This is a genomic window from Mycobacterium kyorinense (assembly GCF_002101735.1).
In the GTDB taxonomy this organism is placed as follows: domain Bacteria; phylum Actinomycetota; class Actinomycetes; order Mycobacteriales; family Mycobacteriaceae; genus Mycobacterium; species Mycobacterium kyorinense.
Window position 1 is genome coordinate 160,767 of record NZ_LQPE01000143.1, and the last position, 24,679, is coordinate 185,445.

Annotated in this window: 25 protein-coding genes; 9 read left to right on the forward strand and 16 right to left on the reverse strand. The window is 68.1% G+C overall.

The genetic code is table 11. The features are described 5' to 3' along the window. Positions 1 to 1,395 (forward strand): NAD(P)/FAD-dependent oxidoreductase, encoded by a 1,395-nt coding sequence (locus AWC14_RS19270; protein ID WP_045374008.1) that lies wholly within the window; start codon positions 1 to 3, stop codon positions 1,393 to 1,395. Here the strand turns inward: AWC14_RS19270 and AWC14_RS19275 are convergent. The 6 genes from AWC14_RS19275 to AWC14_RS19300 all read right to left on the reverse strand — a co-directional run bounded on the left by AWC14_RS19275 (position 1,392) and on the right by AWC14_RS19300 (position 7,467). Beyond that, a complete protein-coding gene (locus AWC14_RS19275; protein WP_045374011.1) occupies positions 1,392 to 2,525 on the reverse strand; it encodes a glycoside hydrolase 5 family protein in 1,134 nt (377 codons plus the stop codon). The genes AWC14_RS19270 and AWC14_RS19275 overlap by 4 nt on opposite strands. A gap of 74 nt (positions 2,526 to 2,599) precedes the next feature. Next, positions 2,600 to 3,820 (reverse strand): O-succinylhomoserine sulfhydrylase, encoded by a 1,221-nt coding sequence (locus tag AWC14_RS19280; RefSeq protein ID WP_045374014.1) that lies wholly within the window; start codon positions 3,818 to 3,820, stop codon positions 2,600 to 2,602. Continuing rightward, positions 3,817 to 4,230 (reverse strand): rhodanese-like domain-containing protein, encoded by a 414-nt coding sequence (locus tag AWC14_RS19285; protein WP_045374018.1) that lies wholly within the window; start codon positions 4,228 to 4,230, stop codon positions 3,817 to 3,819. The genes AWC14_RS19280 and AWC14_RS19285 overlap by 4 nt, the downstream gene beginning before the upstream one ends. 13 nt (positions 4,231 to 4,243) lie before the next feature. Further along, positions 4,244 to 5,524: a formate-dependent phosphoribosylglycinamide formyltransferase gene (gene purT / locus AWC14_RS19290; protein WP_052425476.1), complete on the reverse strand. Its 1,281-nt coding sequence runs from the start codon at positions 5,522 to 5,524 to the stop codon at positions 4,244 to 4,246. Between the two features lie 27 nt (positions 5,525 to 5,551). Beyond that, entirely contained in the window at positions 5,552 to 6,172 is a 621-nt protein-coding gene (locus AWC14_RS19295) for a PaaI family thioesterase (protein ID WP_045374021.1), read from the reverse strand. Beyond that, positions 6,169 to 7,467: an adenylosuccinate synthase gene (locus AWC14_RS19300; RefSeq protein WP_045374024.1), complete on the reverse strand. Its 1,299-nt coding sequence runs from the start codon at positions 7,465 to 7,467 to the stop codon at positions 6,169 to 6,171. The genes AWC14_RS19295 and AWC14_RS19300 overlap by 4 nt, the downstream gene beginning before the upstream one ends. A gap of 167 nt (positions 7,468 to 7,634) precedes the next feature. On the opposite strand from AWC14_RS19300, the gene AWC14_RS19305 reads away from it, so the two are divergent. From AWC14_RS19305 to AWC14_RS19315, 3 genes are read left to right on the forward strand one after another with little or no spacing between them, the layout of a single operon-like run. Continuing rightward, a complete protein-coding gene (locus tag AWC14_RS19305; RefSeq protein WP_142281756.1) occupies positions 7,635 to 8,240 on the forward strand; it encodes a peptidase M50 in 606 nt (201 codons plus the stop codon). Positions 8,241 to 8,249: 9 nt separating this feature from the next. Beyond that, positions 8,250 to 9,029, forward strand: a complete 780-nt coding sequence (locus tag AWC14_RS19310) for a site-2 protease family protein (RefSeq protein WP_057003145.1) — start codon at positions 8,250 to 8,252, stop codon at positions 9,027 to 9,029. Between the two features lie 39 nt (positions 9,030 to 9,068). Next, on the forward strand, positions 9,069 to 9,914 hold the full coding sequence (locus tag AWC14_RS19315) for a cation diffusion facilitator family transporter (RefSeq protein WP_235215807.1): 846 nt from the start codon (positions 9,069 to 9,071) through the stop codon (positions 9,912 to 9,914). Here the strand turns inward: AWC14_RS19315 and AWC14_RS19320 are convergent. Then, on the reverse strand, positions 9,911 to 10,327 hold the full coding sequence (locus AWC14_RS19320) for a DUF3151 domain-containing protein (RefSeq protein ID WP_045374112.1): 417 nt from the start codon (positions 10,325 to 10,327) through the stop codon (positions 9,911 to 9,913). The two genes, AWC14_RS19315 and AWC14_RS19320, sit on opposite strands and share 4 nt — an antisense overlap. 91 nt (positions 10,328 to 10,418) lie before the next feature. Here AWC14_RS19320 and AWC14_RS19325 point away from each other — a divergent pair, with 91 nt between their 5' ends. Further along, entirely contained in the window at positions 10,419 to 11,273 is an 855-nt protein-coding gene (locus AWC14_RS19325; protein ID WP_045374028.1) for an Rv0361 family membrane protein, read from the forward strand. Here AWC14_RS19325 and fbaA read toward each other — a convergent pair. After that, complete coding sequence (gene fbaA / locus AWC14_RS19330) at positions 11,270 to 12,304, reverse strand: class II fructose-bisphosphate aldolase (RefSeq protein ID WP_045374029.1); 1,035 nt, start codon at positions 12,302 to 12,304, stop codon at positions 11,270 to 11,272. The genes AWC14_RS19325 and fbaA overlap by 4 nt on opposite strands. Before the next feature lie 95 nt (positions 12,305 to 12,399). Between fbaA and AWC14_RS19335 the strand changes: the two genes are divergently transcribed. Next, positions 12,400 to 13,083, forward strand: coding sequence for a VTT domain-containing protein (locus tag AWC14_RS19335; protein WP_045374031.1), 684 nt, complete (start codon positions 12,400 to 12,402; stop codon positions 13,081 to 13,083). A 57-nt stretch (positions 13,084 to 13,140) separates the two neighbouring features. Here the strand turns inward: AWC14_RS19335 and AWC14_RS30000 are convergent, their stop codons facing one another. The 8 genes from AWC14_RS30000 to clpB form a co-directional block, all read right to left on the reverse strand. Continuing rightward, the gene (locus tag AWC14_RS30000; RefSeq protein ID WP_045374034.1) at positions 13,141 to 14,490 is read right to left on the reverse strand and encodes a 3-oxoacid CoA-transferase; all 1,350 of its coding nucleotides are present in this window, start codon (positions 14,488 to 14,490) and stop codon (positions 13,141 to 13,143) included. Then, positions 14,487 to 15,605 carry a glycoside hydrolase family 76 protein gene (locus AWC14_RS19345; protein WP_045374037.1) on the reverse strand — a complete coding sequence of 373 codons (1,119 nt, stop codon included), beginning with the start codon at positions 15,603 to 15,605 and terminating at the stop codon, positions 14,487 to 14,489. The genes AWC14_RS30000 and AWC14_RS19345 overlap by 4 nt, the downstream gene beginning before the upstream one ends. Positions 15,606 to 15,620: 15 nt before the next feature. After that, on the reverse strand, positions 15,621 to 16,265 hold the full coding sequence (locus AWC14_RS19350; RefSeq protein ID WP_045374040.1) for a TrmH family RNA methyltransferase: 645 nt from the start codon (positions 16,263 to 16,265) through the stop codon (positions 15,621 to 15,623). Then, complete coding sequence (locus AWC14_RS19355) at positions 16,262 to 17,134, reverse strand: hypothetical protein (RefSeq protein WP_142281764.1); 873 nt, start codon at positions 17,132 to 17,134, stop codon at positions 16,262 to 16,264. Before AWC14_RS19355 ends, AWC14_RS19350 begins: the two co-directional genes overlap by 4 nt. Before the next feature lie 23 nt (positions 17,135 to 17,157). Next, entirely contained in the window at positions 17,158 to 17,700 is a 543-nt protein-coding gene (gene pyrE / locus AWC14_RS19360; protein WP_045374114.1) for an orotate phosphoribosyltransferase, read from the reverse strand. Beyond that, positions 17,687 to 18,463, reverse strand: coding sequence for an SDR family NAD(P)-dependent oxidoreductase (locus tag AWC14_RS19365; RefSeq protein ID WP_045374046.1), 777 nt, complete (start codon positions 18,461 to 18,463; stop codon positions 17,687 to 17,689). Before AWC14_RS19365 ends, pyrE begins: the two co-directional genes overlap by 14 nt. 13 nt (positions 18,464 to 18,476) lie before the next feature. Continuing rightward, on the reverse strand, positions 18,477 to 19,322 hold the full coding sequence (ttfA, locus tag AWC14_RS19370) for a trehalose monomycolate transport factor TtfA (protein ID WP_045374049.1): 846 nt from the start codon (positions 19,320 to 19,322) through the stop codon (positions 18,477 to 18,479). A gap of 125 nt (positions 19,323 to 19,447) precedes the next feature. After that, complete coding sequence (clpB, locus tag AWC14_RS19375; protein WP_057003146.1) at positions 19,448 to 21,994, reverse strand: ATP-dependent chaperone ClpB; 2,547 nt, start codon at positions 21,992 to 21,994, stop codon at positions 19,448 to 19,450. 389 nt (positions 21,995 to 22,383) lie between these two features. On the opposite strand from clpB, the gene AWC14_RS19380 reads away from it, so the two are divergent. The 3 genes from AWC14_RS19380 to AWC14_RS19390 are packed head-to-tail and all read left to right on the forward strand — an operon-like array spanning position 22,384 to position 24,678. Further along, positions 22,384 to 22,776 (forward strand): Rv0361 family membrane protein, encoded by a 393-nt coding sequence (locus AWC14_RS19380; RefSeq protein ID WP_045374052.1) that lies wholly within the window; start codon positions 22,384 to 22,386, stop codon positions 22,774 to 22,776. A gap of 21 nt (positions 22,777 to 22,797) precedes the next feature. Further along, positions 22,798 to 23,469: a GAP family protein gene (locus AWC14_RS19385; protein ID WP_057003147.1), complete on the forward strand. Its 672-nt coding sequence runs from the start codon at positions 22,798 to 22,800 to the stop codon at positions 23,467 to 23,469. 36 nt (positions 23,470 to 23,505) lie between these two features. Then, a complete protein-coding gene (locus AWC14_RS19390; RefSeq protein WP_045374055.1) occupies positions 23,506 to 24,678 on the forward strand; it encodes an FAD-binding oxidoreductase in 1,173 nt (390 codons plus the stop codon). The last annotated feature ends 1 nt before the right edge of the window (position 24,679 follow it).

Consider the following 24,679-nt stretch of genomic DNA (forward strand, 5'->3'; position numbering starts at 1 on the left):
ATGAATATGCCGACTGCCGACCAGCGTCATCGTGTCGTCATCATCGGGTCGGGGTTCGGCGGCCTGACCGCGGCCAAGGCGCTCAAGCGCGCTGACGTCGACGTCACGCTGATCTCGAAGACGACCAGCCACCTGTTCCAGCCGCTGCTGTATCAGGTGGCCACCGGGATCTTGTCCGAGGGCGAGATCGCACCCACTACCCGACTGATCCTGCGCAAGCAGCGCAACGTCCGGGTGCTACTCGGCGATGTCGAGGCGATCGACCTGCAGGCGAACACCGTCACGTCGAGGCTGATGACCGCGCATACAGTCACGCCGTTCGACAGCCTCATCGTCGCCGCGGGCGCGCAGCAGTCGTATTTCGGCAACGACCATTTCGCCACGTATGCGCCCGGCATGAAGACGATCGACGACGCGCTGGAGCTGCGCGGCCGGATTCTCGGCGCGTTCGAGGCGGCCGAGGTGACCACCGATCCCGCCGAGCGCGAACGCCGATTGACGTTCGTCGTGATCGGCGCCGGGCCCACCGGGGTCGAATTGGCCGGGCAGATCGCCGAACTCGCGGAGCGCACGCTGGCGGGATCGTTCCGGACCATCGTGCCGCACGAATGCCGGGTGATCCTGCTGGACGCAGCGCCGGCGGTGCTACCGCCGATGGGTGAAAAACTCGGCCTCAAAGCGCAGCGCCGGCTGGAGAAGATGGGCGTCGAGATCCAGCTCAACGCGATGGTGACCAATGTCGACTACCGGGGCATCACGATCAAGGACAAGGACGGCACGGAACGCCGAATCGACTGCGCCTGCAAGGTATGGTCGGCCGGCGTGCAGGCCAGCCCGCTGGGCAAGATGATTGCCGAGCAGTCCGACGGGACCGAAGTAGACCGCGCGGGAAGGGTTTTGGTGGAACCGGACCTCACCGTCAAGGGGCATCCGTATGTCTTTGTGGTCGGCGATCTGATGGCAGTACCCGGCGTACCCGGAATGGCTCAGGGGGCGATCCAGGGCGCGACTTATGCGACAAAGTGCATCAAGCGTTCGCTCAAGGGCCACGACGATCCCGCCAACCGCAAGCCGTTCGAGTATTTCAACAAGGGCAGCATGGCCACGGTGTCGCGGTTCAGCGCCGTCGCGCAGGTGGGCAAGCTGGAGTTCGGTGGTGGCATCGCGTGGTTCGCGTGGCTCGTACTGCACCTGGTCTACCTGGTCGGCTACAAGAACCGCTTCACCACGGTCATCGCCTGGTTCATCACGTTCACGGGTCACAGTCGCGGTCAGATGGCCATCACCAGCCAGATGATCTACGCCAGGCAGGCGATGCAACAACTGCAGGAGCAGCAGCAGGGTGCCTTGGCGGCGGCTGAGGAAGCCGAACAGGCCGAGGAAGCAGCCGGTTAGGACGACTGCGTGGCGCTCACCGTCTTGATGGCCTGAATTTCGCTGCCCTGGAAGGGCTTGCCGTCGGGTCGCAGCAGGTCGTGGAACCACACCTTGGGGACCGACGTGTACGGCTGATTCCAGGAGTCCCAGGGGAAGTACGTCTGGGTCCGTCCCGCGACCAATCCCCAGTTGAAGGCGCCGACGTTGTGCCGCTTGGCAATTGGCAGGATGCCTTCGACGGTGCTGCCCAGCGTCCTGGCCATGTACTCCGTACACAGGATCGGCCGCCCCAGCGGTGTCAGTTCTGCGATGCGGCTCTCGAACGTCGCCGGTTTGCCATAGCTGTGGAACGTGATCACGTCGGAGTTGTCGAGTTGGATATTGGCGATTGCACTGCGGCCGGCGGGATCTGCCCACTCGCCGTCCCACACTCCACTGGTCAGCGGCTGTCCCGGATCGACCGCGCGGGCCCACCCGAACACCTGCGGAAGCAGGTTGGCGACAAGCTGCACCTTGTCGCTTCGCTCGGTCGAGCGATATTCGTTGGCGGGGTTGTCGGGCTCGTTCCACAGGTCCCAGCCCAAGACGCGGTCGTCGTTGCGGAATTGGCTCAACACGCCGGTGACATAGCCTTGCAGCGTTGGAAGGTAGGCCCGGTCGTCGAGGCGTTCGGCGCCTGGACTTTGCACCCAACCCGAGTTGTGCACCCCCGGCTTCGGTGCGCGCTGCCGGCCCGCTCGCGGCATCGGATCCCAGCACGAGTCGAACAGCACGAAGAGCGGCTTGACGCGATGGCGCGCCGCGATGTTGACGAACTGCGCCAGGCGAAGCTGGAACGCTTGCCGGTCTTGCGCCCACAGCTGGTCGTGCAAGAACACCCGCACCGAGTTGAGGCCGTGAAATCTGGCCCAGCCCAACTCCGTATCGATGCGCCGCGGGTCATAGGTGCCGGCCTGAAACATCTCGAGCTGATTGATCGCCGTCGAAGTGATGTAGTTGGAACCGACAGGCCAACCTTGGGCTTGATACCAGCGGTTGGCGCGGTCCACCGACCACCGGCCGGGTTCCGCAGCGGCGCGGGGTATTCGGGCCAATGCAGTACCTGCTGCCATCAGTAGCGGTAGCTTCAGGACCGTTCGACGGTACACGAAGTGACCATAGGGTGCCCGAGGCAGGGTCCCCGGTATTTGCTGAGCGCGTCGCGCGGATTGTTACCTGGCGGTTAGCTGAGCGCCCGGTCGAGGTCGGCGATCAGGTCCTCGGTATCCTCCAGCCCGACGGAGATCCGGACCACGCCGTCGCCCAGGCCGATCGCGGCCCGTCCCTCCGGGCCCATCGCCCGGTGTGTGGTGGTCGCCGGGTGAGTGACAAGCGATTTCGCGTCGCCGAGGTTGTTGGAGATGTCGATCAGCTGCAGCTTGTCCAGCACGTCGAACGCCCGCTCTTTGGCCGCACTCTCTGGGGCGTCGAGTTCGAAGGTGACCACGGTGCCGCCGCCGGACATCTGCCGCTTGGCCAGGTCGTGCTGCGGGTGCGACGGCAAAAACGGGTAGCGCACCCAGCGTACCGCGGGATGGCTCTCCAGGAACTCGGCGACACGCTGCGCCGAGGCGTTGGCGTGTTCGACCCGAACCGCCAGCGTCTCAAGGCCTTTCAATAGGATCCAGGCGTTGAAGGCGCTGATCGCCGGCCCGGTGTGCCGCATCAGTTTCTGCACCGGGCCGTCGATGTATTCCTTGTCGCCGAGGATCGCGCCGCCCAGCACCCGGCCCTGACCGTCGAGGTGTTTGGTCCCCGAGTACACCACCACGTCGACACCGAGCGGGAAGCCCTGCTGCAGCAGCGGTGTGGCGAACACGTTGTCCAGCACCACTTTTGCCCCGGCCGCATGCGACATCTCGACCACGGCGGCGATGTCGACCAGCGACTGCATCGGGTTCGACGGCGTCTCGAAGAACACCGCCTGAGTCGGTACCGACAGCGCCTCTTCCCACTGCGACAGGTCGTCACCGTCGACGAAAACCGTCTCGATTCCCCAGCGCGGCAAAATCTCGTTGCACACCACGAAGCACGAGCCGAACAGGCTGCGCGCGGCAACCAGCCGGTCGCCGGCACCCAGCAGTGCACCCAGCGAGGTGAACACCGCCGCCATGCCGCTGGCGGTGGCGAACGCCGCCGGCGCCCCTTCGATCAGCCGCAGCCGTTCCTCGAACATGGTGATGGTCGGATTGCCGTAGCGGGAATAGACGTAGCGGTCCACCTCGCCGGTGAACGCCTTCTCCGCGTCGGCCGCCGACTGGTAGACGTAGCCGGAGGCCAAATACATTGCTTCGGCGGTTTCTTCGAACTGCGACCGCAAGATTCCACCGCGCACACCGATGGTGGCCGGGCCGACGCCCTCGGGCAGCGGCGGCGGAACCCGAATCGAGCTATTGTCAGTCACGACTGTCTCCAGGGCAATCCGATTGCCCGCCAACCAGTTCCGCCGCGGTGACCCGCCTCGTCGAGATGTCCTTCGAAGCCGTCCAGCACGTTGTAGGACGGGGTGATGCCCACCTCGGTGGCGGCCTCGGCGGCCCCGATCGAGCGGTTGCCCGAGCGGCACAGGAATACCACCGGCCGGTCGTCGCGGGCCGGCACCCGTTCCAGCAGCTCCTGGACGAAGTTCTCGTTGCGAGTGCCGTCGGAGCGGTTCCACTCGATGTACACCACGTCCCGGCCGAGACCGGACAGGTCGGGCACGCCGACGAAACGCCACTCGGCGTCGGTGCGAACGTCGACCAGCACCGCGTCGGGGTTCTCGCTGAGCAGCTCCCAAGCCTGCTGCGGCGTGATATCTCCTGCGTAACTCACCCGCGTGAGTCTCTCACGACTGCCACACCTTCCGCAGAGCGGTCGCCACCTGCCGGGCCCGGTCACGCGCCGTCGGCACGTCCACCGCGGTGACGACCGCCACCCCGAGCCGCCGCCGCTCGTCGGACTGGTGATTCCCGAAAATCCGCACGTCGCTTTCCGGCACCGCCAGCGCCTCGCTCAGCGGACCGCCGATCGGGCCGGTGTTGTCGGCGCCGGTGTCGATGGACTCGTGGCTGGAGTAGAGCACCTGGGCGGCGGCCGGCGAGATCATGATGGTGTCGGTGGGCAGGCCCAGGATCGCGCGGGCCTGCAGCTCGAACTCCGAAAGCCGCTGGCTGCGCAGCGTTACCACGCCGTTTTCGTACGGCCGCGTGCTGACATCACAGAAGTAGACCTCGTCGCCGCGGATCATCAGCTCGACGCCGAAGACGCCCCGCCCGCCGAGCGCTTTGACGATGCGCGCGGCGATCGACTTGGCGATGTCGAGCGCGGCACGGCTCATCGGTTGCGGCTGCCAGGATTCCAGCGCCTCGCCGCTGACTTGGCCATGCCCGATCGGCGAACAGAATTCCACCACCGGGCCTTTCGGCCCGTCGCTGCGCACCGTGAGCAGCGTCACATGAAAATCGACCTCGACGACGGTCTCGGCCATCACCCGCTTGGGGGCCAGCGGGCCGCCGGCCGACACCGCAGTACGCCACGCCGACTCGAGATCGAATGGCCCGTAGATCACCGACTCCCCGTCACCGGCCGGCGCCACCGGCAGGATCCGCAGCGGGTACCCGGCGTGCTCGGCCACCGCGCGGAGTTCCTCGACCGACCCGGCGAACCAGAACGGTGCGGTGGGCAGCCCGAGTTCGTCGGCGGCCAGTCGGCGCAGACCCTCCCGGTCGGCGGTGAGCCTGGCGGCGCGGGCCGTCGGAAACACCTGCGCGAAGCCGGTTTCGGAGGCGGCGGTCAACGCGTCGGCGGCCACCATGTCGGTCACCGTCACCACGTAGTTGGGCTGCAGCCGGCCGATGACCGCCGCCAACTCGTCGGTGTCGGTCAGCCTGACCACCACCGACTGGTCGGCCACCCCGTGCGCCGGCGCGTCGGCGTACCGCTCGACCGCGATCACCTCGGCGCCGAGCCGCTGGAAGGCGATCGCGAGCTCCCGGCTGAACTCCCCCGCTCCCAGCAGCATCACCGTGGTACGCCCGGTGTCGTCGGCGGAAGACGGCTCGTGCTTTTCGTGGGCAGGCTCGTCGGTCAGGCCCTCGGTCGCGGGTTCGCCATCGTCCTCAGTCATTTGCCCCAAGGATAGGCGCCGCAAGCACTAGGGCTGGCCGGGCAGCAATCGCAGCATCAGCGCATTGGATTCGGCCAACAGCGCGTCGTCGGGGTCCCGCAATTCGCCCGTGACGAACGCCTTGCGGCCCTCGGTGGAGGCGATCCGCCCCCGCACCACCAGCGGGGTGTCGATCGGGGTGATCTTTCGGTAGTCGACGTGCAGGAACGCGGTTCGGCTGACCGGGCGGCCCGCGGCGACCACCACCATCCCGCACATCCAGTCGAACACCAGCGGCAGCACACCACCATGCACGGCCATATTGCCGCCGACGTAGAAGCGGCTGAACTCGCCGCGCATTTCCACGCCGTCGGGGCCGAATTTCGTCATCGTCCACGGCGGCATCAGCAGGCTGCCCAGCCCGGGCATCGACGGAACGCGCCCCGCGGGGGCGACGCCCTCCGGCGCCTGGAACGGGTCGAGCAGCTTGACCAGCTCCTCGGCCCGCTCGGCGGCGCTGTCCCAGGTGCTGTCGTCGGGATCGGTGGACACCGCGAGGTCCTGCAGGCGCCGCATCGCGGTGACGAACCGGGCGAAACCCGGGCCCGGCTGTGCGGCCTCGTAGCGCGGGAAACCGCCGTGATGCTCGTACTCGGGATCCTCCGTCACGGGCTGGCCGCCAGCACGTCGCGGCGCACGATGGTCTGATCCCGGCCTGGGCCGACTCCGATGCACGAAATATGTGCTCCGGCAAGCTCTTCGAGCCGTAGCACGTAGTCGCGGGCCTTGGCGGGCAGCTCGTCGAATGTCCGGGCGTGCGAGATGTCCTCCCACCAGCCGGGCAGTTCCTCGTAGACCGGCTCGGCGCGGCCCAGCTCGCTCTGGGTCATCGGCATGTCGTGGATGTGTTTGCCGTCGATGGTGTAGCCGACGCACACCGGAACAGTTTCCAGGCTGGACAACACATCGAGCTTGGTCAGGAAGAAGTCGGTGATGCCGTTGACCCGGGTGGCGTAGCGGGCGATGACGGCGTCGAACCAGCCGCAGCGGCGGCGCCGGCCAGTGGTCACGCCGAACTCGCCGCCGGTCTTCGACAGGTATTCGCCGTTCTCGTCGAACAATTCGGTGGGGAACGGGCCGGAGCCGACCCTGGTGGTGTAGGCCTTGAGGATTCCCAGCACGGCGGTGATCCGGGTGGGGCCGATGCCGGAGCCCACCGCCGCGCCGCCCGCGGTCGGGTTCGACGACGTCACGTACGGGTAGGTGCCGTGGTCGACGTCGAGCAGGGTACCCTGCGAGCCCTCCAGCAACACCGTCTCGCCGCGTTCGAGAGCCGCGTTGAGCAGCAGCCGCGTGTCGGCGATGCGGTGCTTGAAACTCTCGGCCTGCTCGAGCAGCGTTGCGACCACGTGCTGTGGCTCGAGCGCCTTGCGGTTGTAGATCTTGACCAAAACCTGGTTCTTGAATTCCAGGGCGGCTTCGATCTTGTGGGCCAACTGGTCGGGGTCGAGCACGTCGGCCACCCGGATGCCGATGCGGGCGATCTTGTCCTGGTAGCAGGGGCCGATGCCGCGGCCGGTGGTGCCGATCTTCTTGCTGCCCATGTAGCGCTCGGTCACCTTGTCGATGGCCACGTGGTAGGGCATCAGCAAATGCGCGTCGGCGGAGATCAGCAACCGTGAGGTGTCCACGCCGCGGTCCTCGAGGCCCTTGAGCTCGTCGAGCAGCACGCCGGGGTCGACCACCACGCCGTTGCCGATCACGTTGGTGACGCCCGGGGTGAGCACCCCCGACGGGATGAGGTGCAGCGCGAAGTTCTCGCCGCTGGGCAAGACGACCGTGTGGCCCGCGTTGTTGCCGCCCTGGTAGCGCACGACCCACTGCACGCGCCCGCCGAGTAGATCGGTGGCCTTGCCTTTGCCCTCGTCGCCCCATTGGGCGCCGATCAGGACGATTGCCGGCATGGTTCTCCTGATTATTGTGGTCCAGCCGGTGTCTCACACTAGCCCAGTAGTCGCGGAGGGCACCCCGACGTCGTCGAGATCGCGTACAGGGTTGTGATTCCTCACGGATCACGACCCTGCGCGCGATCTCAACGAAAGCACCATGCCGACAGTTTGCGAGGAGCGTTTTGAAGACGGCTGTCCTGTTGTTCGGCGGTCGGCGGTTGCCTCGTACGCTTAACGGGCTGCCCGTTGTCGACGACGTGGATGCGGCCAGCCTCCAACGGCTGATCGTGGTCGGCTCGGACGCGGACCTGGCCGCGGTGCTGACCCGGTTGTTGCGGGCCGACCGGCTTGACGTCGAGGTGGCGTTCGTGTCGCGGCGGCGCAGCGCCGCAACGCGGGCCTACGGGCTGCCGGCCCGGTGGCGGGCGGCGAGGCGGGCGCGGGGCGGCTCCGCGCAACGGGTGCCGCTGATTCGCGACGAGACCGGCGCGGTGATCGTCGGGTCAGCCGAATGGCGGCCCGCCGGCGACGCAGCGCAGCTGCACGGCGAGGCGGTGGTCGACGACACCACGCTCTTCGACGGCGACGTCGCCGCGGTGCGGATCGAGCCGACGGCGGCGCTGCCCGGGCTGCGCGCCCGGGTGGCCGGCAGGCGATGGGTGACCGGACGCGCCGCCCAGTTGGGCACCACCGGCGCGACTGTGATCCGCGACGGCGTCCCAGCCGCCCGGCCGGTGCGGCGCTCGACGTTCTACCGGCACATCGAAGGCTGGCTGCTGGTTCGGTAGCGTCGTGGCGTGAACATCCGCGGCGTGCACCAATCGGTGCGACCCAGCCCGATCTTCCTGGCAATCGTCGGCCTGACCGTGCTGGGCGGCGTGCTGGCCTGGCTGGCCGGGGCGCAAATCAACCTATCCGCCCGGGCCGGTGTCTTCATCCTGGTGATCGCAGGCTGGCTGGTGTCGCTGTGTCTGCACGAGTTCGGCCACGCCGTCACCGCCTGGCGGTTCGGCGACCATGACGTCGCCGTCCGCGGCTATCTGACCCTGGACCCGCGCCGATACAGCAACCCGGGCCTGTCGCTGGGTCTGCCGATGCTGTTCATCGCGCTGGGCGGCATCGGGCTGCCGGGCGCTGCGGTCTACGTCCGGACCTCGTTCATGACGGCCAGGCAGCGCACCCTGGTCAGCTTGGCCGGACCGGCGGCCAACCTGGTGCTGGCGGTGGTGTTGCTGGCGTCGACCCGGCTGTTGTACGACCCCGCGCACCCGGTCTTGTGGGCAGGGGTCGCGTTCTTGGGCTTCCTGCAGGTCACCGCGGTACTGCTCAACCTGCTGCCGATCCCCGGGCTGGACGGCTACGGCGCGCTCGAACCGCACCTGAGCCCCGAGAACCAGCGCGCGCTCGAGCCGTTCAAGCCGTGGGGCTTCCTGATCCTGCTGGTGCTGCTGATCACGCCGCTGCTCAACCAATGGTTCTTCGGCATCGTCTATTGGTTCTTCGAGCTGTCCGGCGTACCCGGTCTGCTGGCCCAACTCGGCGGCCAGTTGACCAGGTTCTGGAGCGCCTGGACCTAAGGTTTGCGATATATGCGTAAACACGCATATATTGTGGGTATGTCCCGGATAGCCCGCATGCTGGCTGCTTCGGCCCTGCTCAGCGCGTTTCTCGCGGTCGAAGTGAGCACAGCGATGGCGATCGGCTCGATCACGTTGCTGGCCGATGCGGGCCACATCCTGACCGACGTGGTCGCCGCGGTCATGGGACTGACGGCGCTGACGCTGGCCCGTCGCGGCAGCACGTCGCCGCGGCGGACCTACGGCTGGCATCGCGCCGAGGTGTTCACCGCGGTCGCCAACGCGACGCTGCTGATCGGGATGGCCACGTTCATCGGCTACGAAGCGATCCGGCGGCTCGGCGATGCCCCGACCATCCCGGGGATGCCGATGGTCGCGGTGGCGGTTGCGGGCCTGGCCACCAATGCCGTAGTGGCGTTGTTGCTGCGCTCGCACGCGTCGCGAAGCCTGGCCGTCAAGGGCGCCTATCTGGAGGTCGTCGCCGACATGGTCGGCAGCATCGGGGTGCTGATCGCAGGCCTGGTCACGCTCACGACGCATTGGCCGTACGCCGACGTGGTGGTCGCCGTCGCCGTCGCGCTGTGGGTGGTGCCGCGGGCGGTCGCGCTGGCCGGCGGCGCGTTGCGGATTCTGTCCGAAACATCGCCGCGCCACATCGACGTCGAAGAGCTGCGGTCGGCGCTCGCCGCCGTCGACGGCGTGACCGACGTCCACGACCTGCACGTGTGGACGCTGGCGCCGGGCAAGGACATGGCGACCGCACACCTGGCCAGCCGCGGCAACTCGGCGCGGGTACTCGACGAGGCCCGCGCGGTGTTGGCCAGCCGCGGACTCCAGCACGCCGCCGTCCAGGTCGAACAAGCCGCCTGCTCGGCCGGCTGCTAGCTCAAGCCGAGTTCGGCGCGGGCGGTCGGGTCGCAGTCGTCGAGCAGGTCCAGGCAGCGCTGATACTCGTCGGTCTCCCCGATCGCGTCGGCGGCCCGGGCCAGCGCGGCCACGCAGCGCAAAAATCCCCGGTTGGGTTTATGCGAATACGGCACCGGGCCGAACCCCTTCCACCCATTGCGCCGCAGCTGGTCGAGCCCGCGGTGATAGCCGGTGCGGGCATAAGCGTAGGCGGTGATGGCCTTGTCGTCGGCCAGCGCTTCTTCGGCCAGCACGGCCCAGGCCACCGACGCCGAGGGGTGGGCGGCGGCGACGATCGCCGGTTTCTCGTCGGCGAGCAGCTCGGCTTCGGCGTCGGGATCGCCGGGCAGCAAGATCGGATCCGGTCCCAGGAGATCACCCATTGGTGGCATGGCGTTCATTGTGCCGTGCCGCCCGACAACCCGACGGCCCAGGCTTTAAGCTCCAACTACCGATCACGACAGCTGGAGGACAGCAGCGCTCATGCCCAATCCATCGGGGCCCGACCGCGACGACAAGCCAACCGCGGCTGGATTCGATCCAGACGCCGAAGCTGCCGCCTCCGCCGGGCAGGCTGACCCCGGCGACGAGCTGACCGAGGCCTACCGCACGGCACCCTCCGACGCCGAGCCCGCCACCGAGGTGATCGCCCAGGCGCAGCGCGAAGGCGAGCGCGACGCTGCCAAACCGCAGTTCCAACGCGGCGAACGTCGCTTCACCGCACCGGGTTTCGACGCCAAGGAGACCGCGGTGATCGCCACCTCCCCGGAGCCGGCCACCGAGGTGTTCCAGACGGGCGAGCCACCGACGGGACTGGGCCGGGCCACGCCGAGAACCGCGATGCCGCAATTGATTCCGCCCCGACTGGGCGCAAAGCTGCGGCCGTCCAGTCAGCGCAGCTGGGGCTGGGTGCTGGCGCTGATCCTGATTATCCTGGCGTTGGCGGCGGTCGCCGTGCTGGGCACGGTGGTGCTGACGCACGGCAACAAAAAGAAGCACGCCTCGCAGGAGGACCAGGTCCGCAGCACCATCCAAAGTTTTGACGCCGCAGTGCAAAAGGGCGACCTGGCCACGTTGCGCAGTATCACCTGCGGCAACATCCGCGACGGCTACGTGAACTACGACGAGCAGGCCTGGCAGGACACGTACCAGCGGGTCGCGGCGGCCAGGCAGTATCCGGTGGTCGCCAGCATCGACCAGGTGGTCGTCGACGACGGACACGCCGAGGCCAACGTCACCGCGTTCATGGCCTATGCGCCGCAGACCCGCTCGACTCGCAGCTTCGATCTGCAATACCGCGACGACCAGTGGAAGATCTGCCAGGCCACCACCGGCTAGTTGCTGAGTGACTTTCCTGCGCAGTGCAAGTCGTTGCACGCCTCGATGACGCGCTCGGTCATGCTCGCTTCGGCCTTCTTGAGGTAGCTGCGCGGGTCGTAGGCCTTCTTGTTGCCCACCTCGCCGTCGACCTTGAGCACGCCGTCGTAGTTGGTGAACATGTGCGCCGCGACCGGGCGGGTGAACGCGTACTGGGTGTCGGTGTCGACGTTCATCTTGACCACGCCGTAGCGCAGCGCCTCCTCGATTTCCGACTTCTCCGATCCCGAGCCGCCGTGGAACACGAAGTCGAACGGTTTGGCGCCGTGGGACAACCCGAGCTTGGCCGCGGCCACCTTCTGCCCCTGGGCCAGGATGTCGGGGCGCAGCTTGACGTTGCCGGGCTTGTAGACGCCGTGCACGTTGCCGAACGTCGCTGCCAGCAGGTACTTGCCGTGCTCGCCGTGGCCCAGCGCGTCGATGGTCTTCTCGAAGTCCTCGGGCGTGGTGTAGAGCTTCTCGTTGATCTCGTTCGCCACGCCGTCCTCTTCCCCGCCGACCACGCCGATCTCGATCTCCAGGATGATCTTGGCGGCCGCCGCCTCTTTGAGCAGCTGGCGGGCGATGTCGAGGTTCTCGTCGATCGGCACCGCCGAGCCGTCCCACATGTGCGACTGGAACAACGGGTTCTCGCCGGCCGACACCCGGTCGGACGAGATCGCCAGCAGCGGCCGCACGTAGCCGTCCAGCTTGTCCTTGGGACAGTGGTCGGTGTGCAGCGCGACGTTGATCGGGTACTTCTCGGCGATGATGTGGGTGAACTCGGCCAGCGCCACCGCGCCGGTCACCATGTTCTTCACCCCCAGGCCGGAGGCGAACTCGGCGCCGCCGGTGGAGAACTGGATGATGCCGTCGCTGCCGGCATCGGCAAACCCTTTGATCGCGGCGTTGACCGTCTCCGAGGACGTGCAGTTGATGGCCGGGAAGGCGTACGAATTCTCCTTGGCACGTCGCAGCATCTCGGCGTAGACCTCGGGCGTTGCGATGGGCATGAATCTTCCTTCCTGGGCGATCGTGGGTCTTTAGTATCGCAACCGCGGCCCGGCGTCGACAGACCGCCCGGGACCCGCCGGTATCTTGGTGGGCGATGACTACCACCCTGGTCGCGTTGCCCGACCTGCTCGACCCCATGTACTGGTTGGGCGCCAACGGCGTCTTCGGGCACGCCGTGCTGCCCGGCATCTTGCTGATCGTCTTCATCGAGACCGGGCTGCTGTTTCCGCTGCTGCCCGGCGAGTCGCTGCTGTTCACCGGCGGCCTGCTGGCGGCCAGCGCCAACCCGCCGGTCAGCATCGAGGTGCTTGCGATCTGTGTCGCGGTGGTCGCGGTGCTCGGCGACCAGACCGGATATTTCATCGGGCGGCGCATCGGCCCGGCGCTGTTCAAGAAGGAAGACTCGCGCTTCTTCAAGAAGCATTACGTGACCGAGTCGCACGCGTTCTTCGAGAAGTACGGGCCGATGGCGATCATCCTGGCCCGGTTCATGCCGTTCGTGCGGACGTTCACCCCGGTGGTCGCGGGGGTGTCCTACATGCGCTATCCGCTGTTCCTGGGATTCGACATCGTCGGCGGTATCGCGTGGGGCGCGGGTGCGACGTTGGCGGGCTACTTCTTGGGCAACGTCGGCTTCGTGCACCAGAACCTGGAAAAGATCATCCTCGGCATCTTGTTCGTGTCGATGATCCCCGCGTTTATCTCGGCGGGGCGGGTCTGGCTGAAGCGACGACGGGCCAGCGAGGCTGAGCCTGAGCGTCTGCCGGTAGCCGAGTGACGTTCAGATTGCGTCCAGGGTCGTGATCGTCGGAAATTCACGACCCTAGATGCAATCTCAGAGTTCGACCCTGAAATCGCAGCCCGTCTTGGCGCGCACCTCCTCGACCGTGACGCCTGGGTGCAATTCCTTGAGTAGCAGGCCCTGTCCCGGCTCGACGTCGAACACGCACAGGTCGGTGATGATCATGTCGACCACGCCCTTGCCGGTCAGCGGCAACGTGCACTGCGGGAGAATCTTCGGACTGCCGTCCTTGGCGGCGTGATCCATGACGACGATCACTCGCTTGACCCCCGACACCAAATCCATTGCGCCGCCGGGGCCTTTCACCATCTTGCCCGGGACCATCCAGTTCGCCAGGTCGCCGTTCTCGGCCACCTGTAGGCCGCCCAGGATGGACAGGTCGATGTGGCCGCCGCGGATCATCGCGAACGAGTCGGCGCTGGAGAAAAAGCTCGAGCCCGGCAGACTTGTGATGGTCTGCTTGCCGGCGTTGATCAGGTCGGGGTCGACGGCGTCGTCGGTCGGGTAAGCGCCGATGCCGAGCAGCCCGTTCTCCGACTGCAGCGTGACGTTGATGTCCTCGGGAATGAAGTTGGCCACCAGCGTCGGGATGCCGATGCCCAGATTCACGTAATAGCCGTCGCGGAGTTCCTGCGCGGCGCGCTGGGCCATCCGCTCGCGAATCGGGCTGTCGTGCTTGAGCGTGGAACCGTTGCTGACCGTGCGGAATTCGATGCGCTTCTCGTAGTTGCGGCCTTCGATGATGCGGTCCACGTAGATGCCGGGTGTGTGGACCAGGTCTGGATCCAGCTCTCCGACGTCGACGAGCTCTTCCACCTCGGCGACGGTCACGGCGCCGCAGGTGGCGATCATCGGGTTGAAGTTTCGTGCCGTCTTGCGGTAGACGAGGTTGCCCGCCGCGTCACCCTTCCACGCCTTGACAAGCGCCACGTCGGCCCGAATGCCTTCTTCCAGAACGTATTCCGTGCCGTCGAAGACCCTGGTGTCTTTGCCCTCGGCGAGCACTGTGCCGTAGGCCGTGCGGGTGTAGAAGCCGGGAATGCCTGCCCCGCCGGCACGTAACTTCTCCGCCAGCGTGCCCTGGGGCGTGAGCGTGAGATCCAGCTCGCCGGTGAGCACCTGACGCTCGAACTCTTTGTTCTCGCCGACGTAGGAGGCGATCACCTTTTTGACCTGCCGCGCCTTGAGCAGCAGGCCCATGCCGAAATCGTCGACGCCGGCGTTGTTTCCGACGATGGTGAGGTCCTTGACGCCGCTGTCGACCAGAGCCTGGATCAAGTTCTCCGGAATGCCGCACAGGCCGAAACCGCCTGAGGCGACGGTGATTCCGTCCTTCAGCAGGCCCTGCAGGGCGGACTCGGGGTCCCGGTAGACCTTACTCATTCAGTGCTCCTCTCTTCGGCGCTCACAGCATGCGCGGCCTCCATCAACATCCAGCCGGACAACTGCACCGACAGGTCGCGCTCGGCGATTTCCGAGCCGGTGACCGCGCCCTCGACGAACTCCGCCTTCTTGCCCGCCGTCGTCGGCAGTTCGGCGGTGCGGTCCCAGAACGGCCCGAACAGCGGCAGGCCGTCGACCGTCTGCCGGTAGTCCCACGCCGACTGCGCCGACGACAGCACCAGCTTGCGGGCGGTGTCGCGGGCGGCGACGTCCTCGGCCGATTCGCCCGGCAACGTTGTCGCGACCAGCGCCAGATAGCGGGCGGTGATGCCGGCGAACAGGCCGCCGTCGCCACCGCCGGCGCCCTTGATCACCCCGCCGGGCGCCATGTGTTCACTGACGGCGGCGACCAGTCGGTGCACCCGCGGGGCGTGTCGCTCGTCGCCGGTGCGGGCGGCCAACTCGGTTTCCAGCCCGAGCACGACACCCTGGCAGTAGGTGTACTGCGCGCGGACCAGCGAGCCGGCCTTGATACCGTCGAACACCAGGTGGGTCTCCGGGTCGATCAGCGTCGCGTCGATCCAGTCCGCCATCTGCTGGGCACGCTTGAGCCGGTCGCCGTAGCGGGCCAAGAAGATTCCCGCGGGGCCGTTGGCGGGAGCGTTGAAGAACTGGTCCTGCTTGCGCCACGGAATGCCGCCGCCGTCCTCGGGCACCCACGCCTTGACGAACTGGTCGGTCAGTTTGTCCAGCGCGCGATGCCGGTCGATGCCGGCGATCCGCGCGGCCCGCTCGAGGGCCAGCGCCAGCCAGGCCATGTCGTCGTAGTAGTCGTTGACCCAGCGGCCGACGTTACGCAACCGGTGTGAGCGGATTTGGCGCCGAATCCTCTTGAGGCGCTCCGGCTTTGGGTCGCGCTGCTGGGCGTCGACCAGACAGTCCAGCAGGTGTGCCTGCCACCAGTAGTGCCAGCCGCCGAACAACCGGTCGCGCCGCACCGGCGGCCAGGCCACTACGCCCAGCTGGGTGCCCGGCAGCGCCCACAGTCGTTTGAGATGCCGGGTGGTCACCGCGGTTTCCGCGCTGCCCGCCCGGTTGGCCCATACCTGATCCATGGGAGTGATCCTGCCCTACCAGGCCTTCGCGATGTTTCCGTGTCTGGTGATCCACGCATGCATGGCGATCCCGGCGGCGACGGCGACGTTGATGCTGCGCGTGGAGCCGAACTGGGCGATCGACACGGTCAGCGCCGCGCCCGACCGGGCGTCGTCGCTGATGCCGGGCCCTTCCTGGCCGAACACCAGCAGGCAATGCCGCGGCAGCGCGGTCTGCTCCAGGCGGGCGGCGCCGGGAACGTTGTCGACGGCGACCACGGTCAGCCCGGCGTCCGCCGCGAAGCTCAGCAACTCGGCGATCGTGTCGTGATGACGCAGCCTCTGGTAGCGGTCGGTGACCATGGCGCCGCGGCGATTCCAGCGTCGCCGGCCGACGATGTGGACGGTGTCGACGGCGAATGCGTTGGCGGTGCGCACCACCGAACCGATGTTGGCGTCGTGCCCGAAGTTCTCGATCGCCACGTGCAGTGGATGCCGCCGCTTGTCGATGTCGGCGATGATCGCCTCCCGGCGCCAGTACCGGTAGGCGTCGACGACGTTGCGGGTGTCGCCGTCGCGCAGCAGCGCCGGGTCGTAGCGCGGGTCGTCGGGCGGGTCGCCGACCCAGGGCCCGACTCCGCTTGCGGGTAGGCCCCATTCGGTGGGGCCGGGTTCGGTCATCGGCTGGTCCAGACCGCGGCGTGGGTGCCGACCACCGAGACCGTCGCATAAAGCAGCGCTTGGTTGATCTCGCCCTGGATGCACAGCGAGGCGTCGATGTGCACGGCGTCCAGCGACGCCTCGGGCAGCAGCAGCGCGGACGACCCGTATGTCGAGCAGGCTGGGGAGAGCCCCGGCGGGGGCAGGGTCGGGGCGGCCAGCAGCATCATCGGTCCGCCGCGAGCCGCGGAGTCGTCGCGGTATTTCGCCGCGATCGCGTCGGCGACCAGCCCCAGCAGCATGTAGCCGCTGCCGGTGAACGCGCCCGGGTCACCCAGCGACTGCTGGCTCAGTTGGGTGCCGTCGGCGCGCCACGCCGCCACGCTGGTGGTCTTGACGACCATGCCGATGTCGTTCTCCTTGGTCGGCAACATGCCCACCGGGAAAGCCGCCGGATAGGCTGCGGCGCTACCGGCGATCCGGTCTCGCGGCGAATACACGTATACCCCGCGCACGGTGCTGCGCTCCTTTTGCGGTCCCAAACACACGGTGCCGGTGAGCCGGTCGGGTGTCGGCGACGAGAGTGCCTGCACCACAACATTTTTCGCGGTGTCACAGCTGCCGATGCCGGCGGCCTCCATCGGGTGGGCCAGCGCACCATAGAGCCCGAACCGCAGCTCGCCGGGTTTGGCGTGCGGGGCAGCCGGATCGGTGGGCGCGGCGTCGACGTCGACAAGGACGTAGTCGGCGTTCCAGCGCAGGTTGGACACCGCGACGTTCCAGCCCAGCACCGCAACCGATTCGCCCAGCCGTGCCGACTGCGCGCCGTAGATGCGCTCCGGGTGACCAGAGCCCCCGCAGCCGGACACCAGGACCAGCGTCGCCAACATCGCAATGAGAGCCCGCACGGTGTCTAACGCAGGCCCAGATCCGCCAGGCCGAGCACGCTGCGGTAGGCCAGCCCCTCGGCTTGGATGGCTTCGGCAGCACCGGTAGCGCGATCCACCACCGTCGCCACCCCGACAACTTCGGCGCCGGCGTCGCGCACCGCGCGCACCGCGGTCAACGCCGACGCGCCGGTGGTGCTGGTGTCCTCGACTATCAGCACGCGCCGCCCGGCAATGTCGGGACCCTCGATAAGTCGTTGCATGCCATGGGTTTTCACCGACTTGCGGACCACGAACGCGTCGATCGGGCGGCCCGGTGCGTGCATGACCGCGGTCGCCACCGGATCGGCGCCCAGGGTCAGGCCGCCGACCGAGGCGTAGTCCCAGTCGTCGGTAAGCTCGCGAATCAGCCGGCCGATCAGCGGGGCGGCCCGATGGTGCAGGGTGGCGCGGCGCAAGTCGACGTAGTAGTCGGCCTCCTTGCCCGACGACAGCGTGACCCGACCGTGCACCACCGACAACCGGCGCACCAGCTCGGCCAGCTCGTCGCGGGGCTCACGTTCTGCCACGGCCCCGGCCAAATCTGTTTGTGGTGGCGCGGGCAAGGTTTCGCGGCAACAACCGCGCGCCGCCGGTGAGAAGCTTGTACTGCAGGCCCGGAACGCTGATCACCTTGCCGCGGGCGATGTCTGCAAGGCTTTCCCGGACCACGTCGTCGACCTCGAGCCACAGAAACGACGGCAGCTTGGTCATGTCGATGCCGGCCCGGCGATGAAATTCGGTGTGCACGTAGCCCGGACAGACCGCGTGCACGCTCACGCCGGTGCCCTTCAGGCCGCCGGCCAGGCCCTCGGTGAACGACACCACCCACGCCTTGGACGCCGAGTAGGTCGAGCCGCGGCCCGAAAGCAGCCCGGCGACGCTAGCGACGTTGATCACCGTGCCCGAGCCGGCGTCGAGCATGGCCGGCAGCGCGGCCCGGGTCAGCTGCATCACCGCGGTCACGTTGACGTCGAGCTGAGCCTGCAGCAGCGCCGGATCGGCGGTCCAGAATTCACCGGAGGTGCCGAAGCCTGCGTTGTTGACCAACACGTCGACACCGCGGGCCAGCCGCTCGGCGACCTTGCCGCGGCCGTCGGCGGCGGCCAGGTCGGCCGCCAGCACCTCGACGTCGCGGCCGGCCTCGTCGCGCAATTCCGCCGCCAGTTGGTTTAGCCGGTCGGCGTCGCGGGACACCAGGACCAGGTCGTGCCCGTCGGCCGCGTAGCGACGTGCGTAGCCCTCGCCGATTCCGGATGTGGGCCCGGTGATCAGGGCGACGGGACGCGGCACGGCGCCAGTGTAATCAGCGCTGGTAATGCGTGGCCTGGTAGCCGTTCCGGCCGGCCGGCGGCGGGCGGCGGACCGCTCCCCCACGGGTGCTTTCCCGGCGCACCGGCTCGGCCGATGCGCGGCGCGTCGGCTCCGGACGGGCGGGCGCCTCGGCGCGCCGCTGCGGGGACTCGGCCCGGCCGGCCGGAGCCAACGGGCGGCTCGGGGCGGCGCTGCGGCGTGCGGCCGGTGCCGGTGTCGCGGCCTGCTGCGGCACGGGGGGAAGAACCCGCAGCAGGTCGTTGAATTGGCGCACAGTGCGCAGACCCTCGTCCCACTGGGCGCGGGTGCTGGTGATGGGCATGCTGACCAGCGTCCAGTTCTCTTCGTTCCACATGATCTCGGCGCAGTCCGGCGCGGTGTGTGCGAAGGTGACCATCCGCCGGTCGCAGGCCCGCCGGGCCGCGTCGAGGTTGGTCGAGTACACCATCCGCGGCCCGATCGCCCCGAGTAGCCAAATGTCGTTCTCCCGAGGCTCTTTGAGGCCCTTGAGCCGCACGTCGACCACGACGTTGGTGCCCACCTTGCGGTGCAGCGCGATCACGGTGGCCACTTCTTCGAGGTCGAAGATGAACACGGCCTCGCCGCGGATCTGGCCCAGCACCACGTTGCGGGCCGGGATGTCGCCGACCGTCGACATGACGCCGCGCTTCCACCGCTGGACGATCTCGGTGTTCTCCGGTTCGTAGTCGAAACCGTGTGAGCGGGCCCAGGACTTGCGGCGACGGCCACGCCCGCGACGCCGATCGATGTCGACGTACAGCAGCACCACCGCGCCGACGAAGCACAGCGCGGACAGCGTGAACCAAAGCGGGACCATCGGGCCTAGCGTACTTGCTACTGCCCCGGAATCACGAATGCTTGCAGGTCACAACCCCGTCACGCCGAACGTCGACTTGTCGGGCGGTTTCGGAAGGAACCGCCACAACAAGTCGACGCCCGAGCTCAACCGAGAATCAGCGACTCGCCGTCCGGGCTGACGTTGACCGGCACGGTGTCGCCGTCGTGGACGTCGCCGGCCAGCAGCATCTTGGCCAACTGGTCGCCGATGGCCTGCTGCACCAGCCGCCGCAGCGGGCGCGCCCCGTACACCGGGTCGAACCCGCGCTGCGCCAGCCAGCGCTTGGCCTGCAGCGACACCTCGAGGGTCAGCCGCCGCTGCGCCAGCCGCTTGGCCAGCTGCTCGAGCTGGATGTCGACGATAGCCACCAGCTCCTCGGGGTTGAGTCCCTCGAAGATCAGCACGTCGTCGAGCCGGTTGATGAACTCCGGCTTGAACGTGGCGCGCACCGCGGCCATCACCATCTCCTCGTCGCCGCCCGACCCGAGGTTGGACGTCAGGATCAGGATCGTGTTGCGGAAGTCGACCGTGCGGCCCTGCCCGTCGGTGAGCCGGCCCTCGTCGAGAACCTGCAGCAGCACGTCGAACACGTCCGGGTGGGCCTTTTCGACCTCGTCGAACAGCACCACCGTGTACGGCCGGCGGCGGACCGCCTCGGTCAGCTGGCCGCCCTGGTCGTACCCGATGTAGCCGGGCGGCGCGCCGACCAGCCGGGCCACCGAGTGCTTCTCGCCGTACTCGCTCATGTCGATGCGCACCATCGCGCGCTCGTCGTCGAACAGGAAGTCGGCCAGCGCCTTGGCCAGCTCGGTCTTGCCGACGCCGGTGGGGCCCAGGAAAAGGAACGCGCCCGTGGGCCGGTTGGGGTCCGACACGCCGGCCCGGCTGCGCCGGACGGCGTCCGAGACCGCCTGCACGGCCTTGCGCTGCCCGACGACGCGTTTGGCCAGCTCGTCTTCCATCCGCAGCAGCTTGGCGGTCTCGCCTTCCAGCAGCCGCCCGGCCGGGATGCCCGTCCACGCCGACACCACGTCGGCGATGTCGTCCGGGCCGACCTCTTCCTTGAGCATGACCTGCTCGCGGGCCTCGGCCTGGGGCAGCGCCGCCTCGAGTTTCTTCTCCACCTCGGGGATGCGGCCGTAGCGCAGCTCGGCGGCCTTGGCCAGATCGCCGTCGCGCTCGGCGCGCTCGGACTCGCCGCGCAGCGTCTCCAGCTGCTCCTTCAGTTCGCGGACGGTGTCGATGGCGCTCTTCTCGTTCTGCCAACGGGTGGTCAGCTCGGCCAGCTTTTCCTTGTGGTCGGCCAGCTCGGCGCGCAGCTTGGCCAGCCGCTCCTTGGACGCGTCGTCCTCTTCCTTGGCCAGCGCCATCTCCTCGATCTCCAGCCGGCGCACCAGCCGCTCGACCTCGTCGATTTCGACGGGCCGCGAGTCGATTTCCATCCTCAAGCGCGACGCGGCCTCGTCGACCAGGTCGATCGCCTTGTCCGGCAAGAACCGCGCGGTGATGTAGCGGTCGCTCAAAGTGGCCGCCGCAACCAGCGCCGAGTCGGTGATGCGCACCCCGTGGTGCACCTCGTAGCGGTCCTTCAGACCGCGCAGGATGCCGACCGTGTCTTCCACCGACGGCTCGCCCACGTACACCTGCTGGAAGCGCCGCTCCAGCGCGGCGTCCTTCTCGATGTGCTTGCGGTACTCGTCGAGCGTGGTGGCGCCGACCAGTCGCAGCTCGCCGCGGGCCAGCATCGGCTTGATCATGTTGCCGGCGTCCATCGCGCCTTCGCCGGTCGCGCCGGCGCCGACGATGGTGTGCAGCTCGTCGATGAACGTGATGATCTGCCCGGCAGAGTTCTTGATGTCGTCGAGCACGGCCTTCAGCCGCTCCTCGAACTCACCGCGGTACTTCGACCCGGCCACCATCGAGCCGAGGTCCAGCGCGATGACGGTCTTGTCGCGCAGGCTCTCCGGCACGTCGCCGGCGACGATGCGCTGCGCAAGGCCTTCGACGATCGCGGTCTTACCGACACCGGGCTCCCCGATCAGCACCGGGTTGTTCTTGGTGCGACGGGAGAGCACCTGCACCACGCGACGAATCTCGTTGTCCCGCCCGATAACTGGGTCCAGCTTGCCGTCACGGGCACGCGCGGTCAGGTCGGTGGAGTACTTCTCCAACGCCTGGTAGGTGGCCTCCGGCTCGGGGCTGGTGACCCGGGCGCTGCCGCGGACCTTGACGAACGCCTCCCGTAGCGCTTGCGGGGAGGCGCCGTGGCCGGTCAGCAGCTTGGCGACGTCGGAGTCGCCGGTCGCCAGCCCGACCATCAGGTGCTCGGTGGAGACGTATTCGTCGTCCATCTCGGTGGCCAGCTGCTGTGCGGTGGTGATCGCGGCCAGCGACTCACGGGACAGCTGCGGTTGCGTGGTGGCCCCGCTGGTTTGCGGTAGCCGGTCGAGGAGGCGCTGCGCCTCGGCGCGGATGGTGGCGGGCTCGACGCCGACAGCCTCCAGCAGCGGCGCGGCGATCCCGTCGTTCTGCGTCAGCAGCGCCAACAGCAGATGAGCGGGCCGGATCTCGGGGTTGCCGGCGGCCGATGCCGCCTGCAGCGCCGAGGTCAGCGCCGCTTGAGTCTTGGTTGTCGGGTTAAAAGAGTCCACAACACCTCCATTCCGTACAGGTAAAAATGCTTGTCGCGATGTTCAACGCCGTCAAGGTTGAGTCTGTTCCGCTCAAGTCTAGCGATTTTTGACGCGACGACGGCATGGGTCTTGCGCGGCGAAGCGCGGGCAATGCCGCAAAATGGATCGCTATGTCCAGCTACCCGCCGCCCATGCCACCGCAAGGGCCACCGCCGCAGGGGCCACCGCCGATGCCGCAGGCTCCGTATCCACCGCAAGGGCCGTATCCGCCGCAAGGCGGGTACCCGCCGCAACCGGGTTGGCAACCGCCGTCTGCGTGGCCTCCGGCGCCGTCGGCTGCGCCGGACTGGATTCCCAGCCCGGCGGGATGGCGGGCGCCGCCGCCCGGTGTGCGCCGGCGAAACCGGATGGTATGGATTGTGGGCGGCATCGTCGCGCTCCTCGCGGCGGTGGCCGTGGCCGTCGCTGTCATTGCCGTGGTTGGCTCCAAGCCGAAGTCCGACGACGAGCAGATCCGGGCGCTGATCAGCAAGGCCCAAGCCACCAACAGCTCCGACGTCACGGCGTTTCGCGGGCTGTGGTGCACCAAGATGCAGCAAATCATCGACCAGGTGAGCCAGGCTCACCCGGACATGAAGCCGCCCGGCGGGGGCAAATCGCACGGCCCGGTCACCGTCAAATCCATTCAGGTCAACGGCGACAAGGCCACCGCCATGATTACCGGCACGGTGGATGGCAGAACGCGGGACACCCAGATGACCTTCGCCAAAGAGAACGGCGAATGGAAGCTCTGCCTCTGACCGCCGGGTTACGGTTCTTGCGTGGCGGGCGGCTTTGGTTCGGAGCTGACCGGCCTCTATTCCCTGGCCCTGGTGATCGCCCTCTCGCCCCTGTCGATCGTCCCTGCCGTGCTGATCCTGCAGACACCGCGGCCGCGGGCGAGCAGCCTGGCGTTCCTCGGCGGCTGGCTGCTGGCCCTTGCAGCGCTGACGGCACTGTTCGTCTCGTTATCCGGCCTGCTCGGCGGCCTGCATAAGTCGCCGCCGGCGTGGGCGTCGTGGCTGCGGATCGTCGTCGGCGCGGCACTCATCGTGTTCGGTGTCGTGCGGTGGCTGACCCGTCATCGCCACACCGATGCTCCGCGGTGGATGCGGTCGCTCACCAACCTCACCCCAGGGCGGGCGGCCATCACCGGGGCGGTGCTGGCCGTGGTGCGGCTCGAGGTGCTGTTGCTTTGCGCCGCAGCCGGTTTGGTGATCGGCAGCGCCGGGTTGGGCCTCACCCGCGCTTGGGTAGCGGCGGTGTTCTTCGTCGCCGTCGCCGCGTCGACGGTCGCGATTCCGGTGCTGGCCTACGCGGCGGCCGGCGAGCGCCTCGACGATCCGCTGGCCCGGCTCCAGGCCTGGATGGAGCGGCATAATGCGGCGATGCTCGCGGCCATCCTGGTCGTGCTGGGACTGTTGGTGCTGTACAAGGGCATTCACGCGCTGTAACCGGCGGGTGCGCGAACGCGCATAAAATCGTCGCCCGTGGGCCTAGAAGACCGGGATGCGCTGCGGGTGTTGCATGCCGCCTTCAACGAGGAGGCCGCTCGCGACGCCGGCAGCTTGATCGGCCGGTTCTACACCCGCTGGTTCTCCCTCGACGTCGCACTGCGTGACATGTTCCCGCCGGACATGGCGGGCCAGCGCGCCGCGTTCGCGCACGCGATGAACTGGGTCTACGGCGAACTCGTCGCGCAGCGGGCCCAGGCACCGGTGGCGTTTTTGGCTCAGCTCGGCCGCGACCACCGCAAATACGGAGTTGCCCCCGAGCATTACGAGACATTGCGGCAAGCGTTGTATGCGACGCTGCGCGACGAGCTGGCCGACGCCTGGACCGACGGGGTCGACGAAGCAGCCCGGCAGTCGCTGAACCTGATCACCGGGGTGATGAGCGGCGCGGCCGACGCCGAGGACGGGCCGGCGTGGTGGGACGGCACGGTGATCGAACATCTGCGGGTGTCGCGTGACCTCGCGGTCGTGCGGCTTCAGTTGGACCGCCCGCTGCACTACCACCCGGGCCAGTACGTCAACGTCGCGGTGCCGCAGTGCCCGCGGCGGTGGCGCTACCTGACGCCGGCCATCCCGCCGGACGAGAGCGGCGCGATCGAATTCCACGTGCGGGCGGTGCCGGGCGGCCTGGTCAGCACCGCGATCGTCGGCGAAACGCAGCCCGGCGACCGCTGGCGGCTGTCCAGCCCGCACGGCGCGCTGCAGGTCGACCGCGACGGCGGCGACGTGTTGATGGTGGCGGGCAGCACAGGCCTGGCGCCGCTGCGCGCGATCGTGATGGACCTCGCCCGTTGGGGTGAGAACCCGCGGGTGCACATGTTCTTCGGCGGCCGCTATCCGTGCGAGCTCTACGACTTGCCGACCCTGTGGCAGATCGCCGCGCACAACCCGTGGCTGTCGGTGTCGCCCGTTTCGGAGTACACCGCCGACCCGGAGTGGGCCCGCGACTATCCCGACGTCACGCCGCCGCGGGGTCTGCATGTGCGCCAGACCGGCCGGCTGCCCGAGGTGGTCACCCGATACGGCGGTTGGGGCGACCGGCAGATCCTGATCTGCGGCGGCCCGGCGATGGTGCGCGCCACCAAGGCGGCGCTGATCGCCAAAGGCGCGCCGCCCGAGCGCATCCAGCACGACCCGTTGTCCAGCTAAG

Coding starts and splice junctions, on each gene's coding strand:
- AWC14_RS19320 (WP_045374112.1), bottom strand. CDS start 10,327: ATGCCACCAATGGGTGATCTCCTGGGACCGGATCCGATCTTGCTGCCC.
- purT (WP_052425476.1), bottom strand. CDS start 5,524: ATGACTGAGGACGATGGCGAACCCGCGACCGAGGGCCTGACCGACGAG.
- AWC14_RS19335 (WP_045374031.1), top strand. CDS start 12,400: ATGACTACCACCCTGGTCGCGTTGCCCGACCTGCTCGACCCCATGTAC.
- AWC14_RS19315 (WP_235215807.1), top strand. CDS start 9,069: ATGTCCCGGATAGCCCGCATGCTGGCTGCTTCGGCCCTGCTCAGCGCG.
- AWC14_RS19270 (WP_045374008.1), top strand. CDS start 1: ATGAATATGCCGACTGCCGACCAGCGTCATCGTGTCGTCATCATCGGG.
- AWC14_RS19355 (WP_142281764.1), bottom strand. CDS start 17,134: ATGTTGGCGACGCTGGTCCTGGTGTCCGGCTGCGGGGGCTCTGGTCAC.
- AWC14_RS19380 (WP_045374052.1), top strand. CDS start 22,384: ATGGTATGGATTGTGGGCGGCATCGTCGCGCTCCTCGCGGCGGTGGCC.
- ttfA (WP_045374049.1), bottom strand. CDS start 19,322: ATGGTCCCGCTTTGGTTCACGCTGTCCGCGCTGTGCTTCGTCGGCGCG.
- AWC14_RS19325 (WP_045374028.1), top strand. CDS start 10,419: ATGCCCAATCCATCGGGGCCCGACCGCGACGACAAGCCAACCGCGGCT.
- fbaA (WP_045374029.1), bottom strand. CDS start 12,304: ATGCCCATCGCAACGCCCGAGGTCTACGCCGAGATGCTGCGACGTGCC.
- AWC14_RS19350 (WP_045374040.1), bottom strand. CDS start 16,265: ATGACCGAACCCGGCCCCACCGAATGGGGCCTACCCGCAAGCGGAGTC.
- AWC14_RS30000 (WP_045374034.1), bottom strand. CDS start 14,490: ATGAGTAAGGTCTACCGGGACCCCGAGTCCGCCCTGCAGGGCCTGCTG.
- AWC14_RS19300 (WP_045374024.1), bottom strand. CDS start 7,467: ATGCCGGCAATCGTCCTGATCGGCGCCCAATGGGGCGACGAGGGCAAA.
- AWC14_RS19345 (WP_045374037.1), bottom strand. CDS start 15,605: ATGGATCAGGTATGGGCCAACCGGGCGGGCAGCGCGGAAACCGCGGTG.